This window comes from Bradyrhizobium sp. PRIMUS42 (assembly GCF_023006515.1).
Taxonomy (GTDB): Bacteria; Pseudomonadota; Alphaproteobacteria; order Rhizobiales; family Xanthobacteraceae; genus Bradyrhizobium.
Genome location: NZ_JALBGZ010001047.1, coordinates 1 through 1,598, shown reverse-complemented (window position 1 = coordinate 1,598; position 1,598 = coordinate 1). Strand labels below are relative to the sequence as shown.

The window sequence follows — 1,598 nt, the reverse complement described above, 5'->3', positions numbered from 1 at the left end:
CCGGATTCGGCCTCACCGGCATCCGCGAACGCGTTGCGGCCGCCGGTGGATCGTTGTCGATCCTGCCTGCCCGCGGCGGCCTCAGTGTCGCCGCCACCATCCCGCTCGCCGCGTGAGGCCGGAATGAGCGAGGTCGCAGCAACAGGCATCTCCGTGCTGCTCGTCGACGACCATCCGATCGTCCGGCAAGGCTATCGGCGCGTGCTGGAAAGCCAGGGCGATCTGCATGTCGTGGCGGAAGCCGACAACGCCGCGGACGCCTACGGCGCCTTCAAGGCGCATGACCCCGATGTCGTCGTGCTCGACATCTCGATGCCGGGCGCGAGCGGGCTGGAAGCGATCCGCAACATCCGCGCCCGCAGCCCGCGGGCGCGGATCCTCGTCTTCACCATGCACAACGAGGCCGTGCTGGTAAAAGCGGCCTTCAGTGCCGGCGCGAGCGGTTTCGTCACCAAGAGCAGCGAGCCGTCCGCAGTGGTAGGTGCCATCCGCAGTGTCGCCCGCGGCGAACGCGCCATGAGCGACGACATCGCGCATATCCTCGCCGAGGACAGCCTGTCGACCGGCTCAGTGCTGGATCAACTGGGCGAACGCGAGATCGAGATTTTGCGCCAGTTCGCCGGCGGCGCCACCACCGAGCAGATCGCGACGCATCTCAATCTCAGTGTGAAGACGGTGCAGAATTATCACTACCTCATCAAGACCAAGACCGGCGCGCGTACGGATGCGCAGCTGGTGCGCCTCGCGGCGACGTGCGGGCTGACGAGGATCTAGCAGCAGAGCTGCCGCACTGTCCCGGTCCTGGGAAGCTTCTCAATCTGCTGAGCGAGATTGGAACAGAGACTATCCGAGCCCGGTTAGTACCGGAGTGAAGGAGTCATCGGTCATGAGTAAGGGTCATCACAACGCAGTCGACCATCCCCCGATCATCACAGTAGGCGAGCTCATCGACGAACTCTGCCGTCTGCCGGACACCGCGGTCGTCCACTTCCGCTGCCCCATGCTCGATCAGGAGCTGACCTTCTACCGCCTGCGCAAGCGGTCAAAGGACTCCGTCGAAATCGCGGTCAATGCATATCCGGAAAGTCCCCCGGTCGTGCCATCGTCCGAGCCGAACGTCCATGCGCGGAGACGCTCGGCGTCCTCGCCACCGGTTCACAACGGCGTCCATCTTCAGAAGGCGCGTGTTTGACTGGTACGCGCTGAGCAGGTGCAGCGGTCTATCCCGCTTTCAGCCCGCGCAGCAGCAGCGCCAGCGTCGCGTCCACGCGCGCGGCGAGATCGGCGTCCCTCCACTCGTCGGCATGAGCCGGGTGGTGGAACCGGACGGTGGCATCGAAGATGGCACGCGCGGTGGTCTTGACGTCGTCCACGGCAAACACGCCCTGCTTCACGCCGTCGCTCAGGATCGCCGCGATCTGGTCGGTCATGGTGTCCTTGTGACACTTGACGGCCGCGCAGGCCTCGCGTGCCAGCGTCAGATAGGTGTCGAACATCTCGGGGTCGTCGAGCACGCGGGAACGCTTGGCAGCGAACAGCGTACGCAGCCAGCGATCGAGCCTGGCCGGCGCCGGCCCCTGCTCGTCGACGATCGCGCG

General features: G+C 65.6%; 3 protein-coding genes. 2 read left to right on the top strand and 1 reads right to left on the bottom strand.

What is annotated here, in order from left to right; all coding sequences use genetic code 11:
* Positions 1-123 precede the first annotated feature (123 nt).
* Positions 124-774, top strand: coding sequence for a response regulator transcription factor (locus MOV75_RS37360; RefSeq protein WP_246928647.1), 651 nt, complete (start codon positions 124-126; stop codon positions 772-774).
* A gap of 112 nt (positions 775-886) precedes the next feature.
* Entirely contained in the window at positions 887-1,192 is a 306-nt protein-coding gene (locus MOV75_RS37355; protein ID WP_246928648.1) for a hypothetical protein, read from the top strand.
* A 28-nt stretch (positions 1,193-1,220) separates the two neighbouring features.
* Here MOV75_RS37355 and MOV75_RS37350 read toward each other — a convergent pair.
* Positions 1,221-1,598, bottom strand: a 378-nt coding sequence (locus tag MOV75_RS37350) for a TetR/AcrR family transcriptional regulator (RefSeq protein WP_247007907.1), incomplete at its 5' end; no start/stop codon positions are given.

Bases quoted from the DNA above. Each gene is read 5' to 3' on its own strand.
- MOV75_RS37360 (WP_246928647.1), top strand. From the start codon at position 124: ATGAGCGAGGTCGCAGCAACAGGCATCTCCGTGCTGCTCGTCGACGAC.
- MOV75_RS37355 (WP_246928648.1), top strand. From the start codon at position 887: ATGAGTAAGGGTCATCACAACGCAGTCGACCATCCCCCGATCATCACA.